This is a genomic window from Tenacibaculum adriaticum, from assembly GCF_008124875.1.
Lineage (GTDB): Bacteria > Bacteroidota > Bacteroidia > Flavobacteriales > Flavobacteriaceae > Polaribacter > Polaribacter adriaticus.
This window is the reverse complement of sequence record NZ_VNIA01000001.1, coordinates 665,291-683,056: the sequence shown is the minus strand read 5'-3', so window position 1 is coordinate 683,056 and position 17,766 is coordinate 665,291. Positions and strand designations below refer to the sequence as shown.

The following is a 17,766-nucleotide window of genomic DNA, read 5'->3' as shown; positions in this document are numbered from 1 at the left end:
CTTAAGGTTTTAAAAATATAACAATAAAAAAATCAGTGAATTTCTTCACTGATTTTTTTATTTCATACTTTCGTACTCATGAGTTTCCTATACAATATCATTATCTCTATTTCCTACTTTATTTTAAAAATAATAGCGCTTTTTAATAAAAAAATAAAACTTTTTATTGATGGAAGAAATGAAACATTTAAAAAACTATCTTCCATAAAAAAAAATGACAAAGTAATTTGGTTACATGCTGCATCTTTAGGTGAATTTGAACAAGGAAGACCGATTATTGAAAAGCTAAAAGTTTTGTATTCAAATTATAAAATTGTAATTACATTTTTCTCTCCTTCAGGTTATGAAGTCCGAAAAAATTATGACTTGGCAGATATTGTTTGTTACCTCCCTTTTGATACAAAATCGAACGTGAAAAAATTTATTAAACAGATTCATCCGGAAATGGCAATTATTGTTAAATACGAGTTTTGGCCTAATCTTTTAAAAGAATTGAAGAGATCACAAACAAAAACTATTTTAGTTTCAGGTATTTTCAGAAAAGATCAATTATTTTTTAAATCCTATGGAACTTGGATGCAAAAACCTTTAAAAGCTTTTCATCATTTTTTTGTTCAAAACGAAACTTCTAAAAAATTATTAACTACGATAGGTTATAATAATATAACCATGTCTGGAGATACCCGTTTTGATAGGGTTTATGAAATTTTACAACAAGATAATTCTCTTGCTTTTGTTACTGAATTTAAAAACAACAAACACACTCTAGTAGCAGGAAGTACTTGGAAAGAAGATGAAGAATTATTGATAAACTATATTAATAACAGCTCTTCACCAGAAGAAAAGTTTATCATTGCTCCTCACAACATTCATCCCAATCAAATTGAAGAACTAAAAAAATCAATTGATAAAAAAGTAATTTTGTATTCTGAAAAAGAAGGTGAAGATTTATCAAAATATGAAGTTTTCATCATCGATACCATTGGTATACTAACCAAAATATATTCTTATGGCGATGTAGCTTATGTCGGGGGTGGATTAGCAACTGGTTTGCATAATATTTTAGAACCAGCAACTTATGGAATTCCTATAGTTTTTGGCGGGAATAATTATAAAAAATTTAAAGAAGCAACCGATTTAGAAAAACTAAAAGGTGTTAAACCCATTAAAAATCAAGAAGAATTTTCAAGTATATTTGCGCAACTAAAAACTGATTTTAATTTAAAATCTAAAATGGGAAACATCAATAAAGCGTATGTAAAAAGTAATATTGGTGCGACAGATTTAGTAATTGATTATATTAAAAAGAAATTATAGATGGATTTTATTTTACAACCTTGGCCTTGGTATGCTGCTGGTCCCTTAATAGCTTTAACATTATTTTTATATTTCTTTTTTGGTAAAAACTTTGGCGTTTCTGGTAATTTCGAAACCATGTGTACTATTGTAGGTGCTGGTAAGTTTTCTGATTACTTTAAAAAAGATTGGAAAGAACGTGATTATGCTTTAACTTTTGTAGTAGGCTTGGTTATTGGAGGATTGATAGCTGCTAATTTTTTAATTCCTGATCAAACGATTGATTTGAATCCGAAAACAGTAAATGATTTAGCTGATTTAGGATTTACTGACGCTGGAAAATCATATTTACCAAAAGAACTGTACGGTGAGAATGTAATTTTCTCTTTAAAAGGGTTTTTAATTCTAATTGGTTCTGGGTTTTTAATCGGTTTCGGTACTCGTTACGCTGGCGGATGTACTTCTGGGCATGCCATTACGGGTTTAAGTAGTTTACAACTACCTTCTTTACTAGCTACCATTGGTTTTTTTGCTGGTGGTTTATTTATGACTTGGGTTTTGCTTCCTTTAATTTTTGGTTAAAATGAAAAACATAAAATTTTTATTTCTCGGTGTATTCTTCGGAATTGTTTTAAGTAAAGCTGAAATTATTTCTTGGTACAGAATTTATGAAATGTTTAAGTTTCAATCATTTCATATGTACGGAGTAATAGGATCTGCTGTGATCATTTCATTCCTAATAATGCAGTTATTTAAAAATGAAAAAATAAAAGATGTTAACGGAAATAAAATTGTCCCTAACGAAAAAAGTAAAGGTTATGTAAGAACACTTTTAGGTGGTTCTATTTTCGGATTAGGCTGGGCTTTATCTGGAGCTTGTGTAGCTCCTTTATTTATTTTATTTGGGTTTGACTTCTTACCTGCTCTAGTCATCATAATTGGAGCTCTTTTAGGTGTTTTTGTATTCGGATTAGTAAGTAAGAAGTTACCTAACTAATATTTTATTTGTAGTTCTTCAAATATCGTTGAGTTTGTATTATCAACCACTTTCCAATGATAGATTTTAGAAAGCTGATAGATTTTAGAAAGTTCTTCAAATAATCTGATTTTGGCTGCTGCTTTAAGCTGACTTACTTCTATTGTTTCTTTTATTTTTTCAATCGCTTTATCATTTAATCCATTTAATTCTTGTTTTGAAAATGTATTAAATTGACTTTGCTGTAAATCGAAGTATTTGATGTCTGGTGAAATCAAAATTTCCTCCTCTGGTATTTTGTTGATAATGATTTGTTTGCCAATACTATCAATTTGAATTTCTAACTTAGATAAATCATATCCAACTTCAACTTTCGCATTAACCGATAACATTGCTTTTTTCTCAAACTCGAAATAATCGTAGAAATACTTTTTGGTATCAGAAAAACTATACATTTCAGAAAAATTCCCTTCTGAAACCACCAATTTACTCAAATTATTAATTTCATTGAGCATCACTTTAATTTCTTCTTGTTGATAAATTTCTTCTTTTTCTTCGTAGAAAAGTTTAGCTACTAAAAAACCAAGTAGAAAAATGGCAGCGTATTTTAAAAAGCGCATATATTTTTCCTATAAATATAAATAAATTATGCTTTCTCTTCTTTAGGAAAAGCTTGTTTATGAAAAAAGAATAAAATAATAACTCCAATAGTTATCCAGCTATCAGCCCCGTTAAAAATAGCATTAAAAAAAGTAAAGTAATTTCCTCCAACAAAAGGCAACCAATTTGGTAAAGTACCTTCCCACATAGGAAAATAAAGCATATCAACTACTTTCCCATGGAAAAATTCTCCATATGGATTCTCTGAAAATAAACTTGCTACTTTTCCTCTAGAAGAATCAAATATTGCTCCGTAAAAAACAGAATCTATAATATTACCAACCGCTCCAGCTAAAATAAGCGAGATCGCAACAATTACAGCGTTGTGAGTTGCCTTTTTTATGGTTTGCCACAGCCAATACACAATCCCTGAAACAGCAACTAATCTAAAAAATGTAAGAAAGAGTTTTCCTGCTCTTCCACCGAATTCAAATCCCCAAGCCATTCCATTATTCTCTGTAAAATGAATAATAAACCAATTAGGAAAAACCACGACTTCTTCTCCTAACATAAAGTGTGTTTTAATGTATATTTTACTAATTTGATCAATTAAGATTGCTAGGGCAACAGTAAGAATAGCGATGTTCTTTTTAGACATTTTTAAAATTTAAGTGCGACAAAAATAAGAAAAGTATTGTGTTTATTTAGTGGTTAACATAACATTAGCGTTTATAGAAGTTATCTTGAAGATTTTACTTGTAAATTTACTTGATTTTTTATATTTCTTCGAATGAATTTCCTCATTCACCATAATTTTTCCGTTGTTAGAAACTACCTCAATATTTGAATTTTTAACCTCAGCAAAAACATTTCCTTGAAAGAGCTTTGCTTCTATATTACCTTCAACTTTATTCAGTTTTAATAATCCTTTATCGATATAAATTTTTAAATCTCCTTCATAATTTTTAGAAATTAGATCAATATTGGTTCCATAAATGATTATCGATTTGTTTTTAGGAATTTTAACAACTGCGGAAGCTCTATTTAAGCGTTCTGTAATAAACTTTCTAAAAACAGTTGATTCATCATTTATAAACTGAAGATTAAACTCAATTTTTAATAAATCATTTTCTTCATCCACTATAATATAATGCGAGTTCGGATTTTCATCAAATACACTAACTTCAATACTGTTTGATTCTGAGTTTATAATTTGGATTTCATCTAAACCCGTTGTAGACAACTCGATTTCGTTAACCGAAGTGTCAAAACTTCTCATAAGCGTTTGTTGTGAGTAAATAATACTACTCACTAAAAAAAAGGATATAAAAACTAGATTCTTCATAAAACAAAAAAGCTTCCTAATAGGAAGCTTTGGTTTATTGGTTTCTTTTTGCCTCAATACTTAACGTGGCATGGGGCACTAATTTTAAACGTTCTTTTTGTATCAATTTTCCAGTAACTCTACATATTCCGTAAGTTTTATTTTCAATACGAATTAACGCGTTTTTTAAATCACGAATAAATTTTTCTTGACGAATGGCTAATTGCATATTCGCTTCTTTTGCCATCGTGTCTGTACCTTCTTCAAACGATTTAAACGTTGGTGAAGTGTCTTCAGTACCATTATCAGAACCATTTTTATATGAAGCATTTAAAAGTTCTAAATCTTCTTCAGCTCTTTCTATTTTCTTTAAAATAATTTCTTTAAATTCTTGTAAGTCACTATCTGAGTATCTTACGGTTACATCTTCTGCCATATTGCTATGCTTTTTCGATTAACATTCTACTTTTAATGGTATCGAACTCAATTTCCGTACCATTTTCTAATGCATCAACGAAAACCAATTCTTTGATTAACGTTTCTGCTTTTATATAATTTTCATTTGCAGATACTGATTGTTGTAAATCAGCGAAGTTTAACAGTGTTAATTTTATTTTATCTGTTACTTCTAATCCAGTCTCTTTTCTTGCATTTTGAATACGATTTACAAGCTCTCTTGCAATACCTTCTTTATGCAATTCATCAGTTATTGTAACATCCAAAGCCACCGTTAACCCTTCTGCGTTTGCAACCAACCAACCTTCAATATCTTTCGATGAAATTTCTACATCTGCGAGTTCCAAAGTAATCATTTTTCCATTAATTTCTACAGAAATTTGCCCTTCTTTTTCAATTACAGATATCTCTTCTTGAGTAAAATTTTGTATCTTGTTAGAAATCAACTTCATATCTTTTCCGAATTTTGGACCTAATCCTTTAAAATTCGGCTTAATTTGTTTCACTAAAATACCCGAAGCATCGTCTAACAATTCAATCTCTTTAACATTTACTTCCGATTTTATTAAATCTGAAACAGCAATAATTTCTTCCTTTTGATTCGTATCTAAAACCGGAATCATTATTTTTTGTAAGGGTTGACGTACTTTAATCTTTTCTTTAGCTCTTAACGATAAAACTAGTGAAGAAATTGTTTGCGCATTCTCCATTTTTCTTTCTAAAGATTTATTTACTAAAGACTCATTAAAAACAGGGAAATTAGCTAAATGCACACTTTCAAATGCATCTTTATTCGTTGCTTTGGTTAAGTCTTTATACAATCTGTCCATAAAAAATGGTGCTACTGGCGATCCTAACTTAGCCACCGTAACTAAACAAGTATATAAAGTTTGGTATGCAGATATTTTATCTTGCGCATATTCTCCTTTCCAAAAACGTCTTCTACATAAACGCACATACCAATTACTTAAATGATCTTGTACAAACGTATTAATTAAACGGGTTGCTCTTGTTGGCTCATAATCTGCATATGCTTCATCTACTTTTTGAATTAGCGTATGTAATTCTGACAAAATCCAACGGTCAATTTCTGGTCTTTCTTCTGAAGGAATATCTGCTTCTGAATAATTAAAGTTATCAATATTAGCATACAAACTAAAGAATGAATAAGTGTTATATAAGGTTCCAAAGAACTTGCGTTTTACCTCTTCTATTCCTGCAACATCAAATTTTAAATTATCCCAAGGATTCGCATTTGATATCATATACCAACGTGTGGCATCCGGACCAAATTCTGCTAAGGTTGTAAACGGATCTACAGCGTTTCCTAAACGTTTCGACATTTTATGTCCGTTTTTATCTAACACCAAACCATTAGAAACCACATTTTTATAAGCTACAGAATCAAAAACCATGGTTCCGATAGCATGAAGCGTATAAAACCAACCTCTCGTTTGATCTACTCCTTCTGCAATAAAATCAGCAGGATAACTTACTTTATTATCTATCAGCTCTTTATTTTCAAATGGGTAATGCCATTGTGCATACGGCATAGAACCAGAATCAAACCAAACATCAATTAAATCACTTTCGCGGTTCATTGGCTTTCCTGAAGGTGAAACTAATACAATTTTATCAACTACATTTTTATGTAAATCGATTTTATCATAATTTTCATCCGACATATTTCCTACTTCAAAGTCAGCAAAAATATCTTCTGAAATAACTCCAGCTTCAATTGATTTCTTAATCTCAGCTTTTAATTCTTCTACAGAACCTATACAAATTTGTTCTGAACCATCTTCTGTTCTCCAAATAGGTAAAGGAATTCCCCAAAAACGAGAACGCGATAAATTCCAATCATTGGCATTTTTTAACCAATTACCAAAACGACCAGTTCCTGTAGACTCTGGCTTCCAATTAATCGTTTCGTTTAATTCGAACATTCTATCTTTTACGTCTGTTACCTTAATAAACCAAGAATCTAACGGATAATATAAAATAGGTTTATCTGTTCTCCAGCAATTTGGGTAACTGTGTACGTATTTTTCAACCTTAAAGGCTTTGTTTTCTGTTTTAAGTTTAATAGCAAGTTCTACATCTACAGATTTTTCTGGTGCTTCTCCGTCTGCATAATATTCATTCTTCACATATTTACCTGCAAATTCATCCATTTCTGGTCTAAATTTCCCTTGTAAATCTACTAACGGAACTGGATTTGCGTTTTCATCTAATACCAACATTGGTGGTATTTCTGGTTCTGCCTGTTTTGCAACCAATGCATCATCTGCACCAAAAGTAGGTGCCGTATGAACAATACCTGTACCATCTTCTGTTGTTACAAAATCACCAGAAATTACTCTAAATGCATTTTCTGCTGCTTCATATGGTAGTGCATATGGTAATAATTGCTCATATCTAATTCCAACTAAATCGGTTCCTTTAAATTCTTTTTTTACGAAGAAAGGAATCTTTTTATCACCATCTGAATATGCTAATAATTCTGAATCTTTTTCAACTTGATAATATTTTCCACTGAATTGCTTACCAACTAAATTCTTAGCCAGAATAACATTCATAGGTTTAAATGTGTATTGATTATAGGTTTCAACTAACACATAATCAATCTTTGACCCAACGGTTAGTGCTGTATTCGAAGGAAGTGTCCAAGGAGTTGTTGTCCATGCTAAAAAGTAAACGGTTCCTTCGTTTTCTAAAAACTCAGGCAATGTTTCTTCTAGTGCTTTGAACTGTGCAACAACAGTTGTATCTGTTACATCTTGATACGTTCCTGGTTGATTTAACTCATGTGAACTTAAACCTGTACCTGCTTTTGGTGAATACGGTTGAATTGTGTACCCTTTGTACAACAAGTTTTTCTCATAAATTTGCTTTAATAACCACCAAACAGACTCCATATACTTTGGTTTATATGTAATATACGGATCTTCCATATCTACCCAGTAACCCGATTTACGAGTCATTTCATTCCAGATATCTGTATAACGCATTACTGCAGTTTTACAAGCTTGATTATACTCTTCTACGGTAAGTTTTTTACCAATATCTTCTTTAGTGATTCCTAACTCTTTTTCTACACCTAACTCAATCGGCAACCCGTGGGTATCCCAACCTGCTTTACGCTTTACTTGGTATCCTTTTTGAGTTTTATAACGACAAAAAATATCTTTAATGGCACGTGCCATAACATGGTGAATTCCTGGTAAACCATTCGCAGATGGCGGTCCTTCGAAAAACACAAATGGCTTATTGCCTTCGCGTGTGGTAATACTTTTTTCAAAGATGTTGTTTTCTTCCCAATAGTTTAATATTTCATCAGCTACTTTTGGTAAATCCAATCCTTTGTATTCAGTAAAATTCTTGCTCATTTTGTCGTTCTGTATATTAGATGTGCGAAATTACGTATTTTATTGTAATTCTTAGTTTTGATCTATTAAAAAACGCCCCAAATATAGGCCGTTTTGTTATATAATTGTTATGTTCGTTAATACAATTAACTCATTCCTCTTTCATCTTTAATTTTTTCGTAAGCTGATTGTATTTTTTGAAATTTTTCTTTTGCTCCCACCAAATGCTCTTCCCCTACACTTTGAACTCTATCTGGGTGATATTTTTTAGCCATTTTACGATACGCTTTTTTTACTTCATCATCCGTAACGTTTTTGGTGATTTCTAAAATTTTATAAGCACTATCGCTTTCATTATAAAACATCGCTTTTATAGAAGTATAATCATAATCATTTATATAAAAATAACTTGCAATTTTATGTATTTCTTGTTCTTCAGATGAAGACACATTTCCATCGGCTTTTGCTATTCCGAAAAGAAAATGAATAAGTTGTAAACGAGATGAATGTGTCATATGCTGACGAATTTGCATACATACTTGACGAGTAGAAATTTGTCTTTTAATAATTCCACTAAAAAGCTTAAAGGCATGGTTTGCGCGATCCTTTCCATACATTTTAACAAAATGCATGCGCACGTAATCTAATTCTCTTCGGTCTACTTTTCCATCTGCCTTTATAACAACTGATGCTAAAATCAATAAACTAATTTCAAAATCGCCCGATGTTGCATGAACTCGTGTTCTTTGCTGTGTTTGTTGCTTATACTCCTCTTGTTCTTGCGTAAAATCTTGAATAGAAAAACCATCAACAAAACTACCTAATGTATATCCTAAAATAGCTCCAATTGGTCCGCCTAACGTAAATCCAACACCTGCACCAAGCCATTTTGCAAATTTGCCCATAAATATCATTTTTAATGAATTTCAAATATAAACAGATTATAAGTATCTTTGCAGTCTAAAATTTAATAATTATGTATCCAGAAGAATTAGTAAAACCAATGCGTGATCAATTAATTGACGCTGGTTTTGAAGCTTTATATACTGCTGAAGATGTTGATAATGCTTTAGCTAAAAAAGGAACAACCTTAGTAATGGTAAACTCTGTTTGTGGTTGTGCTGCAGGAACGGCAAGACCTGGTGCAATTGCATCGTTAGGAGCAGATAAAACTCCAATGCATTTAACAACAGTTTTTGCTGGAGTAGAAAAAGAATCTACAGCAAAAGCACGTGAGCATATGATTCCTTTTCCTCCATCATCACCAGCTATTGCCTTATTTAAAGACGGTAAATTAGTACACATGTTAGAACGTCATCATATTGAAGGTCGTTCTGCACAAATGATTGCGCAAAATTTAGCGCAAGCTTATGATGAGTTTTGTTAAGCTAAAAGATTAAACTTTTAAATACAATAAAAATCCGCTCAGTTGAGCGGATTTTTTTACTTTTATCTTTTGTTTCATTATGATAAAAAAACTAAAAATTGACGGGATTGATAAAATCATTATTAAACGATTAGTAGAAGATGCTCGTACACCTATTTTAAGTATTGCTCGTGAAGTAGGCATTTCTGGAGCAGCTATTCATCAACGTTTACGAAAATTAGAAGAGTCTGATTTGATAGACGGTTTTAAAATGGTACTCAATCCTAAAGCCTTAGGATATACAACTACCGCTTTTGTAGGAGTCTTTTTAGATTCCTCCAGTTTATATTCATCAGCAATTAAGCGTTTAAAAGAGATTCCCGAGGTTGTTGAAAGCCACTATACAACAGGTAATTACGCTATCTTTATTAAAATAATGTGTAAAAATAACGAAGATTTAATGCACTTATTAAATAAGGACATTCAAAATATAAAAGGTGTTTCAAGAACCGAAACATTTATATCTTTAGACCAACAAATAGACAGACAAATAAAAATTTAACCCCTTTATGAACGAATTTATTCTTTACTTTAAAATGGGCTTGTTCCATGTTTTAGATTTCAAAGCCTATGATCATATTTTATTTCTTGTAGTTTTAACGGTTGTTTACCTTTTTAAACAATGGAAAAAAGTACTTTGGTTAATTACACTTTTTACCATTGGTCACTCTATAACCTTAGCTTTATCTGCTTATGGCATTTTAAAAGTTAGTGCCAACTTAGTAGAGTTTTTAATTCCGTTAACCATTTTTATTACAGGTTTAATGAATGTGTTAACCGCCAGAAAAGCATCTGTAGGAAAAGAAAATCAGAATTTAATTTTTGCTTTATTCTTTGGATTAATTCACGGACTTGGTTTTTCAAATTATTTTAAAATGATGATTGGTAAAAGTCAAGACAAGTTCATTCCTTTACTTGAATTTGCCTTAGGTGTAGAAGCAGCTCAAGTAATTATAGTACTTGGTATTTTATTAATCGGATCTCTTGTGCAGTCTGTTTTAGGTGTAAATCGTCGTGATTGGATTTTAGTAGCATCCTCAATCGTAATTGGGTTCGCAATACAAATGATGATAAATCGTGTTTTTTGGTAAATAATTAACTTCTCAAAAAATAAAATCTCACTATTTTAGCTATATAAACTCAAAAACTTGACTAAAAAAGAATTAAAATACGCCAAAGCTTACTTAAAAATGGCTCATGAGTGGGGAAAATTATCTCACTGCCACCGTAAAAAAGTTGGAGCGATTATTGTGAAAGATAGAATGATTATTTCCGACGGATTCAACGGAACTCCAACAGGGTTTGAAAATGCTTGTGAAGATGAGGAAGGGTACACAAAATGGTATGTACTACATGCAGAAGCAAATGCAATTTTAAAAGTTGCTAGCTCAACACAATCATGTAAAGGTGCTACGTTATATATTACTTTATCACCTTGTCAACAATGTAGTAAACTTATTCATCAAGCTGGTATAAAACGTGTTGTATATGCCAATGAATACAAAGATGAATCTGGTTTAGAGTTTTTAAAAAAAGCAGGTGTAGAACTTATTTATTTACCTAATGAACAAGAATAATTTACCCATTTATTTAGCAATCGCCGTTGTTTTCGGAGTTCTTATAGGAACTTTTTTAAATGGTGGTAATTCAGGATTAACCATAACTGGAGGCTCTGCAAAAGAGCAAAAAATAAAACGTTTGATTAACTTTATTCAACATGATTATGTTGACAGTGTGGATACAGACGAGTTATTAGATGGGGCTATTGCTGAAATGTTAGGTAAATTAGACCCTCATTCGGTATACATTCCGAAAGAAAACTTACAAGCTGTTACCGAAAACATGCAAGGAAATTTTGTAGGTATTGGTGTTCAATTTAGAATGATTAATGATTCCATTACGGTTATTCAACCAATAAAAGGCGGACCGAGTATTAAAGTGGGTATTAAAGCAGGAGATCGAATTTTAATAGCTAATAAAGATACTTTATATGGTAAAAACCTCCAGAACTCTCAAATTTTAAAAATCTTAAAAGGGAAACCTAACACAAAAGTAGAAGTACAGATTTACCGAAAAACCAACGATAGTTTATTTAACGTAGTCATTAACCGAGGAAAGGTAAATATTAAAAGTGTGGATGTAGCTTATATGCTAAATGACAGCATCGGCTATATAAAACTAGATCGTTTTGCTCAAAATACTTATCAAGAATTTAAAACTTCATTAGATAAATTATTGTCTAAAGGAATGACCGATTTGGTATTAGATTTACGAGGCAATGGAGGTGGTTTTATTCATATCGCAAACAGTATTATTGATGAATTCTTAGAAGATAATAAACTCATGGTATTTACCAAAAACAATAAAGGTAATATTATTGAATCTTATGCAACAGAGAAAGGTGCTTTCGAAAAAGGAGGATTATATGTATTAATAGATGAAAACTCGGCTTCTGCTTCAGAAATTGTAGCTGGTGCCCTACAAGACAATGATAAAGGAATTATTATTGGCCGTCGTTCTTTCGGAAAAGGATTAGTACAGGAAGAAATGGATTTAGGGGATGGTTCTGCAGTTAGATTAACCACCGCTCGTTATTACACTCCTACAGGACGTTCCATTCAAAAACCATATAGCGGTCAAAAAGAAGAAGATGAAACAATTGATCCTTTTGACACCAATGACATAATTGATTATGATCATGACATTGAAGATCGTTATCGTAGCGGAGAATTATTCAACAAAGACAGTATAAAAACTATCGATAGCTTACGGTATACAACTCCTAAAGGGAAAATTGTGTATGGTGGTGGAGGTATTGTACCTGATGTTTTTGTTCCCATTGACACAACTTCGTATATACCTGCATTTTATTTTAGACAGCTTAATGATTTTGCTTTTACCCATGTGGATGAAAACCGTAAAACACTATCAAAATTATCTGTAGAAGATTATATTAAAAACTTCGACGAAGATCATACTATTTCAGACAAATTCTTAAGTAAATTAAAAGATTATAATCCTTCTCAACGAACAAAAGAACAACTTAGAAAGTATTTAAAAACGTCTATTGCACGTGAATTGTTTAACGATGAAGGTTTGTATCGTGTTAATCAACCCGATGATAAAATGCTCGAGAAAGTTTTTGAGCTAGAAAAACAATAAATAAAAAACCTCGCTAATAGCGAGGTTTTTTATATTCCGTTTTTTATTTTTTTTGCTTCGTAAACCTCAGCTATGGTTGGGTTTTCAACACACTTTTTAATTTGTTTAAATTCATCATTTGCACTAACAAAACCAGTTTGTAAAACTTTAAAATACACTCCACTTTTCGTTGAGTTCCAAAATTGCTTTACAATCTTCATATTATTAAACCGAACACCTAACTTAATACAAGGTTGTCGTGGTTTCGTTACCTCTAAAATCGTTTCACCAACCTTAAAAGTATCTCCTATATAGATTTTTGTTTCCTCTAAATCATCTATTGTTAAGTTTTCACCAAACATGCCTAATTGCCAATCTAAATCTGGATATAACTTTCTCCAGTAATCATAGTGTTTTAACGAATATCCATATACCGCTTGATCTATTCCTCCATGCTCTTCACGATCACAAATAGCATCCCCTTTTACATCCTCAACATCTAAAAAAACAGGCTTGTCTACAGGGAATTTAAAAATTCCTGTAGTTATCATTACACCTTTCCAATCAATTTCTATTCGTTTACCAATATTTGTTGATATGATTTTCATGTAATTACAGGATTAACACCATTGCAAACAAAATAAAGCAATCAATTAAATAGAAGAGGTTAGCGCTTTATACTTTGTCGCAATAACAATATTATTCAACTAAAAAATTTTGCAATACATCAGCGATTTTACGGTTATCGGATAACTGCGGAATTTTATTCTGACCGCCAAACTTACCAATTGATTTCATGTACTCATGAAACCCTCCTTTTTTTACTTTTCTAATAATAAGCGGGCGTAATACTTTTCCTTTTATTAAATCTTGGTAATAAATATTTTGTTGTTGCATTGAAGCATCAATTTTAACAACTAAATCGTCAAGATTATTAGGTTCATTTTCAAACTCAATAAACCATTCATGATATGGTAACCCTTCAGATGGACTTACTTGTGGAGCAACCGTAAATTCACTAACAGTAATATTTGTTCCCACAATAGCTTCGTTTAACGCTTTCTCTACTTCTTTACCTATTACGTGTTCCCCAAAGGCAGAAATGAAATGTTTAATACGACCTGTAACTTTAATTCTATATGGACTCAACGAAGTAAACTCAACTGTATCACCAATATTGTACCCCCAAAGTCCTGCTGTAGTATTTAAAATAATTACATAATTAACTCCTAGTTGAATATCTTTTAAAGAAATACGTGTTGGATTTTCATCAAAAAACTCAGTTGCAGGAATAAACTCATAAAAAATTCCGTTATCGAGTTGTAATAACATTCCTTTTTCAGTTTGACTATCTTGATAAGCGATAAACCCTTCGGATGCTGGATATAGCTCAATATAATCGATCTTTTTCCCTATAAGAGCTTCGAATTTATTTTTATATGGCTCAAAGTTTACACCTCCGTAAATAAAGAAGTTGAAGTTTGGGAAAATTTCTGAAACTTTTTTTCCCGTTTTTTCAATCAACTTTTCAAAATACATTTGTACCCAAGACGGAATTCCACTAATTACCGTCATATCTTCTGGCAATGTTTCATCTACAATCTTACCTACTTTAACATCCCAATCTTCAATACAATTGGTCTCCCAACTTGGTAAACGATTTTTTAATAAATATGATGGAACATAATGCGCAACAATACCACTTAATCGTCCTAATTTGATTCCGTTTTTAGTTTCTAAAATTGGACTTCCTTGTAAAAAAATCATCTTTCCATTTACAAAACTAGCATCCTTTTTTTCGGCAATATAAAACAACAAAGCATTTCTTGCCGATTTTATATGCGTTGGCATCGATTCTTTTGTAATAGGGATGTATTTAGCTCCAGAAGTTGTTCCTGAAGTTTTAGCAAAATAGATTGGTTTTCCTTTCCACAAAACATTTTCTTCACCTGTAACAACTCTATCTATGTATGGACGTAAACCTTCGTAATCATTTACTTTAACACGCTTCTTAAAATCTTCATAATTATTGATAGAGACAAAATCATGATCCTTACCAAAAACTGTTGCAGTTCCTTCTGAAACTAAATATTGAAAAACTTTCTCTTGTGTTTCGTGTGGATTATTTGCCCACTTATATACTTGCTTTCTAGCAAGTTTGGCAAATGGAATCGCTAAAAAAGATTTAATGCTCATTTATTGAAAATCAATATAATTTATTGGATTTACAGGATATCCATTATTCCATAATTCAAAATGTAAATGAGGTCCTGTACTAAGCTCTCCAGTAGAACCCACACTGGCTATTACCTCACCCGATTTTACAAAATCTCCTTGTTGTTTTAACAAGTTTCCATTGTGTTTATATACTGAAATAAACTCATTTGCATGTTGAATCATCAACACATATCCTGTTTCGGCCGTCCATTCAGAAAAAACCACGGTTCCATCTGCAATAGCTTTAACTGGAGTATCTGTTTTAGCTACAATATCTATAGCATAATGCTTATCTATAGCATTAAACTTTTGAGTAAGACTTCCCGTTAAAGGTGCAAAAAATACAATTTTTGCTCTATTTTGTAAGTTTTCAGATAAAGGAAAACGATCTTCACTTTCCATTGCCTCTCTAAATAAAGAATCCTGCTTAGAGGCACTTAACTTGATTTCATCTACAACTATTTGTTCAGCTTCACTTTTTAAAGAGTCTATAACTTCGGGTTCAATTTCTCCTGTTAAAACAGGTCTGATTGCTTCTGTAAAATTTTGTAAAACTGCTAATTGATTTTTTAACGAATCTGTTTCGTAAGTTAACCTTGTAGCTTTTATTTTTAACTCAGTTGACGAGTAACCTGGTATGTATTCTCGTAACCCTGTAAATGCTATTAAAAATGTAGTTAGAGTAATCAGTAAAACCGAAAATACTCCACCAAATACAAATACATTTAACCGAGAAAGTTTAAAAGAAAACCGTTCTTGAAAAGTGTCTTCATTTAAAATAACCAAGCGATACTTATCGGTTAGTTTTTGTTTTAACTTACTTTTTTTCTTGTCTTTTGCCACAAAAATTGCCTTTATAATTCAAATATACAACGAAAAAATAGGGAAACTATTTTTTATAAAAATTCATCTCATCTATGTATTGCCAAACAGCATTTGATAAAAGTGGACGCATGTTCTTTTCCTCTTTAATTCCCTTGCGAATCATTGTTGAAGAAATTTCTACAATAGGTGCTTGTACATGATGAATTTTAGGGTGATTATGAAATTGTGTTTCTATTTTTCCATCAGAAACTCTTGGATACACATAAATATCATGAAGCTCTAAAATAGTTTCATAATTTTTCCATTTATGAAAGCTTTTTAGATTATCCTCTCCCATAATTAAATTAAACTTATAGCTTGGGTATTTTTCTGATAAATACGCTAACGTATAAACTGTGTAATTAGGTTGCGGTAGCTTGAACTCAATATCTGAAGGAATAATCTTATCGTAACTTTCGGTAGCTCGGTATACCATTTCTAACCGATGATGATTATCTAACAACGAACTTTTTTTCTTAAACGGATTATGAGGTGTAACGACCATCCAAATTTCGTCTAAATCAGAATTTTCTACCATATGATTGGCAATAATTAAATGACCAATATGAATAGGGTTAAAAGTTCCGAAGTACAGCCCAATGTTTTTCATCTACTCTTCTTCGTTTGATGTTATTCTTGATGCTAAAAAATTACCAACTAATTCTTCTGCTTCTTTTAAAGCGATATCTAGATCATAGTTCTTTATAATTTTATCGAACTGTGGCGCCGTTGCTAACTCTACAGATGCTTTAGCAATTCGCATATTAATTTTGTCTTCGCTTTCGGTACTGCGTTTTTTAAGTCTAATTTTTAATTCATCAATACTTGGTGGCTTTACAAAAACTGCTAACGTTTCTTTTGGGAATTTCTTTTTTATTCTCAATCCACCAGCTACATCAATATCAAAAATTACATGTTTCCCTTTAGCCCAAATTCGTTCCACTTCGGTTTTTAATGTACCGTAAAAATTATCGCGATATACTTCTTCCCATTCTAAAAATTCATCATTTTTTATTTTTTGAATAAATTCTTTTGCAGAAATAAAATAATAATCAATACCATCTTTTTCTTCTCCTCTTGCTTCACGAGAAGTTGCAGAGATTGAAAACTCTAAATTAAATCGTTCTTGTTTTAACAAATGACGTACAATCGTTGTTTTTCCTGAACCAGATGGTGCTGAAAATACAAATAACTTTCCTTTAAAATCTTTCGTCATACTACTATAAAACGTTTAAAATTTGTTCTTTTATCTTTTCTAACTCGTCTTTCATTTGAATTACCACTTTTTGCATAGGTGCAAAGTTAGCTTTAGAACCTGTCGTATTAATTTCTCTACCAATTTCTTGTACGATGAATCCTAATTTTTTTCCGTTAGAATCTGTACTGTCTAATTCTTGTAAAAAGTAGTCTAAATGATTTGCTAAACGTACTTTTTCTTCATTAATATCTAATTTTTCTAAATAGTAAATCAATTCTTGTTCAAAACGATTTTCATCTGTTTCTACTTTTAGGTCATCAATAGCTTTTCGTAAACGTATTCTTACATTTTCAACACGTTCACCATCCATTTCCTTCACTTGTTCTAAACAACTTTTAATATTGGTAATTCGTTGCTTAAAATCTTCTTCTAAAGAAGCAGCTTCATCTACTCTATATTGAATAATCTCATTGATAGCAATATCAATATGTTTATCGATCTCCTTCCACTCATTTTCATCTAATTCTTCACGCTCTGTCTTTAATGCATCTGGCATACGAACTGCCATTTTTAAAAGCTCAACATCATCCGAAGAACCTGTTTGCACAACATTTCTTAATTGCTGCATATATTCGGCAACAACTCCTTTATTAATAACTGTTGAAGTTTCATCCGCAGTCATTTCTACATAAATAGAAAAATCAACTTTTCCTCTTACCAAAGCAGACGCCAATTTTTTACGAACATCTAATTCTTTCTCTTTATAATACGACGGAATACGTGCATTTAAATCGAGATTTTTACTGTTTAACGATTTTATCTCAATTGTCACTTTTTTCGTAGGTAATTGTAATACGGATTTCCCGTAACCTGTCATTGACTGTATCATAACTTTGGTTT

General features: G+C 31.4%; 20 protein-coding genes. 8 read left to right on the top strand and 12 right to left on the bottom strand.

Annotation, left to right across the window (positions count from 1 at the left end; genetic code table 11):
- The first annotated feature begins 78 nt into the window (after positions 1–78).
- The 3 genes from C7447_RS03170 to C7447_RS03160 are packed head-to-tail and all read left to right on the top strand — an operon-like array spanning position 79 to position 2,293.
- Positions 79–1,317: a 3-deoxy-D-manno-octulosonic acid transferase gene (locus C7447_RS03170; protein WP_148868726.1), complete on the top strand. Its 1,239-nt coding sequence runs from the start codon at positions 79–81 to the stop codon at positions 1,315–1,317.
- On the top strand, positions 1,318–1,878 hold the full coding sequence (locus tag C7447_RS03165; protein ID WP_148868725.1) for a YeeE/YedE family protein: 561 nt from the start codon (positions 1,318–1,320) through the stop codon (positions 1,876–1,878). It abuts the gene before it with no gap.
- Position 1,879: 1 nt separating this feature from the next.
- The gene (locus tag C7447_RS03160; protein ID WP_148868724.1) at positions 1,880–2,293 is read left to right on the top strand and encodes a YeeE/YedE thiosulfate transporter family protein; all 414 of its coding nucleotides are present in this window, start codon (positions 1,880–1,882) and stop codon (positions 2,291–2,293) included.
- Here C7447_RS03160 and C7447_RS03155 read toward each other — a convergent pair.
- The 6 genes from C7447_RS03155 to C7447_RS03130 form a co-directional block, all read right to left on the bottom strand.
- Positions 2,290–2,892: a DUF4230 domain-containing protein gene (locus tag C7447_RS03155; protein ID WP_148868723.1), complete on the bottom strand. Its 603-nt coding sequence runs from the start codon at positions 2,890–2,892 to the stop codon at positions 2,290–2,292. The two genes, C7447_RS03160 and C7447_RS03155, sit on opposite strands and share 4 nt — an antisense overlap.
- Before the next feature lie 26 nt (positions 2,893–2,918).
- Positions 2,919–3,530, bottom strand: coding sequence for a lipoprotein signal peptidase (locus tag C7447_RS03150; protein WP_148868722.1), 612 nt, complete (start codon positions 3,528–3,530; stop codon positions 2,919–2,921).
- Positions 3,531–3,572: 42 nt separating this feature from the next.
- Positions 3,573–4,151 (bottom strand): hypothetical protein, encoded by a 579-nt coding sequence (locus tag C7447_RS03145; RefSeq protein ID WP_148868721.1) that lies wholly within the window; start codon positions 4,149–4,151, stop codon positions 3,573–3,575.
- Between the two features lie 100 nt (positions 4,152–4,251).
- A complete protein-coding gene (locus C7447_RS03140) occupies positions 4,252–4,632 on the bottom strand; it encodes a TraR/DksA family transcriptional regulator (RefSeq protein ID WP_148868720.1) in 381 nt (126 codons plus the stop codon).
- Between the two features lie 4 nt (positions 4,633–4,636).
- On the bottom strand, positions 4,637–8,041 hold the full coding sequence (gene ileS, locus C7447_RS03135) for an isoleucine--tRNA ligase (protein WP_148868719.1): 3,405 nt from the start codon (positions 8,039–8,041) through the stop codon (positions 4,637–4,639).
- 125 nt (positions 8,042–8,166) lie between these two features.
- Positions 8,167–8,925: a TerB family tellurite resistance protein gene (locus C7447_RS03130; protein ID WP_148868718.1), complete on the bottom strand. Its 759-nt coding sequence runs from the start codon at positions 8,923–8,925 to the stop codon at positions 8,167–8,169.
- A 71-nt stretch (positions 8,926–8,996) separates the two neighbouring features.
- Here C7447_RS03130 and C7447_RS03125 point away from each other — a divergent pair, with 71 nt between their 5' ends.
- The 5 genes from C7447_RS03125 (at position 8,997) to C7447_RS03105 (ending at position 12,608) form a co-directional block, all read left to right on the top strand.
- Positions 8,997–9,407 (top strand): BrxA/BrxB family bacilliredoxin, encoded by a 411-nt coding sequence (locus C7447_RS03125; RefSeq protein WP_148868717.1) that lies wholly within the window; start codon positions 8,997–8,999, stop codon positions 9,405–9,407.
- A 79-nt stretch (positions 9,408–9,486) separates the two neighbouring features.
- Complete coding sequence (locus C7447_RS03120) at positions 9,487–9,948, top strand: Lrp/AsnC ligand binding domain-containing protein (protein ID WP_148868716.1); 462 nt, start codon at positions 9,487–9,489, stop codon at positions 9,946–9,948.
- A 7-nt stretch (positions 9,949–9,955) separates the two neighbouring features.
- Positions 9,956–10,537, top strand: a complete 582-nt coding sequence (locus tag C7447_RS03115) for a HupE/UreJ family protein (protein WP_148868715.1) — start codon at positions 9,956–9,958, stop codon at positions 10,535–10,537.
- Between the two features lie 57 nt (positions 10,538–10,594).
- Complete coding sequence (locus C7447_RS03110; protein WP_148868714.1) at positions 10,595–11,023, top strand: deoxycytidylate deaminase; 429 nt, start codon at positions 10,595–10,597, stop codon at positions 11,021–11,023.
- A complete protein-coding gene (locus tag C7447_RS03105; RefSeq protein WP_148868713.1) occupies positions 11,010–12,608 on the top strand; it encodes a S41 family peptidase in 1,599 nt (532 codons plus the stop codon). Before C7447_RS03110 ends, C7447_RS03105 begins: the two co-directional genes overlap by 14 nt.
- A gap of 29 nt (positions 12,609–12,637) precedes the next feature.
- On the opposite strand, the gene C7447_RS03100 is transcribed toward C7447_RS03105, so the two are convergent.
- From C7447_RS03100 to C7447_RS03075, 6 genes are all read right to left on the bottom strand, one after another.
- Positions 12,638–13,195 (bottom strand): MOSC domain-containing protein, encoded by a 558-nt coding sequence (locus tag C7447_RS03100; RefSeq protein ID WP_148868712.1) that lies wholly within the window; start codon positions 13,193–13,195, stop codon positions 12,638–12,640.
- 91 nt (positions 13,196–13,286) lie between these two features.
- The gene (locus tag C7447_RS03095) at positions 13,287–14,783 is read right to left on the bottom strand and encodes a GH3 auxin-responsive promoter family protein (protein WP_148868711.1); all 1,497 of its coding nucleotides are present in this window, start codon (positions 14,781–14,783) and stop codon (positions 13,287–13,289) included.
- Positions 14,784–15,647, bottom strand: a complete 864-nt coding sequence (locus C7447_RS03090; RefSeq protein WP_148868710.1) for a M23 family metallopeptidase — start codon at positions 15,645–15,647, stop codon at positions 14,784–14,786.
- A 46-nt stretch (positions 15,648–15,693) separates the two neighbouring features.
- Positions 15,694–16,278, bottom strand: coding sequence for a nicotinate (nicotinamide) nucleotide adenylyltransferase (nadD, locus tag C7447_RS03085; protein ID WP_148868709.1), 585 nt, complete (start codon positions 16,276–16,278; stop codon positions 15,694–15,696).
- On the bottom strand, positions 16,279–16,884 hold the full coding sequence (gene gmk, locus C7447_RS03080; protein ID WP_148868708.1) for a guanylate kinase: 606 nt from the start codon (positions 16,882–16,884) through the stop codon (positions 16,279–16,281).
- Positions 16,885–16,888: 4 nt separating this feature from the next.
- Positions 16,889–17,755 carry a YicC/YloC family endoribonuclease gene (locus C7447_RS03075; protein ID WP_246143004.1) on the bottom strand — a complete coding sequence of 289 codons (867 nt, stop codon included), beginning with the start codon at positions 17,753–17,755 and terminating at the stop codon, positions 16,889–16,891.
- Between the last annotated feature and the right edge of the window lie 11 nt (positions 17,756–17,766).